At 61.3% G+C, this 328-nt stretch carries 1 pseudogene; it reads left to right on the top strand.

What is annotated here, in order from left to right:
* Positions 1–328: pseudogene (gene wcaI / locus ACXIUA_RS01570) on the top strand (colanic acid biosynthesis fucosyltransferase WcaI); the annotation flags it as partial.

Genomic DNA, 328 nt, shown 5'->3' with positions numbered 1-328 from the left:
GTCATGAGGTGCGGGTCATTACCGCGCCGCCTTACTACCCGCAGTGGCAGGTGGGCGAGAACTATTCCGCCTGGCGGTACAAACGGGAAGAGGGGGCCGCCATGGTGTGGCGCTGCCCGCTGTACGTGCCAAAACAGCCGAGCACCCTGAAACGCCTGTTGCATCTCGGCAGTTTTGCCGCCAGCAGTTTCTTTCAGCTGATGGCGCAACGTCGCTGGAAGCCGGATCGCATTATCGGCGTGGTGCCAACGCTGTTTTGCACGCCGGGAATGCGCCTGCTGGCGAAACTGTCTGGTGCGCGCACGGTGCTGCATATTCAGGATTACGA

This window comes from Corynebacterium sp. UMB8791 (assembly GCF_054166365.1).
The sequence above is the reverse complement of the archived record's forward strand: the minus strand, read 5'-3'. Positions and strand labels throughout refer to the sequence as shown.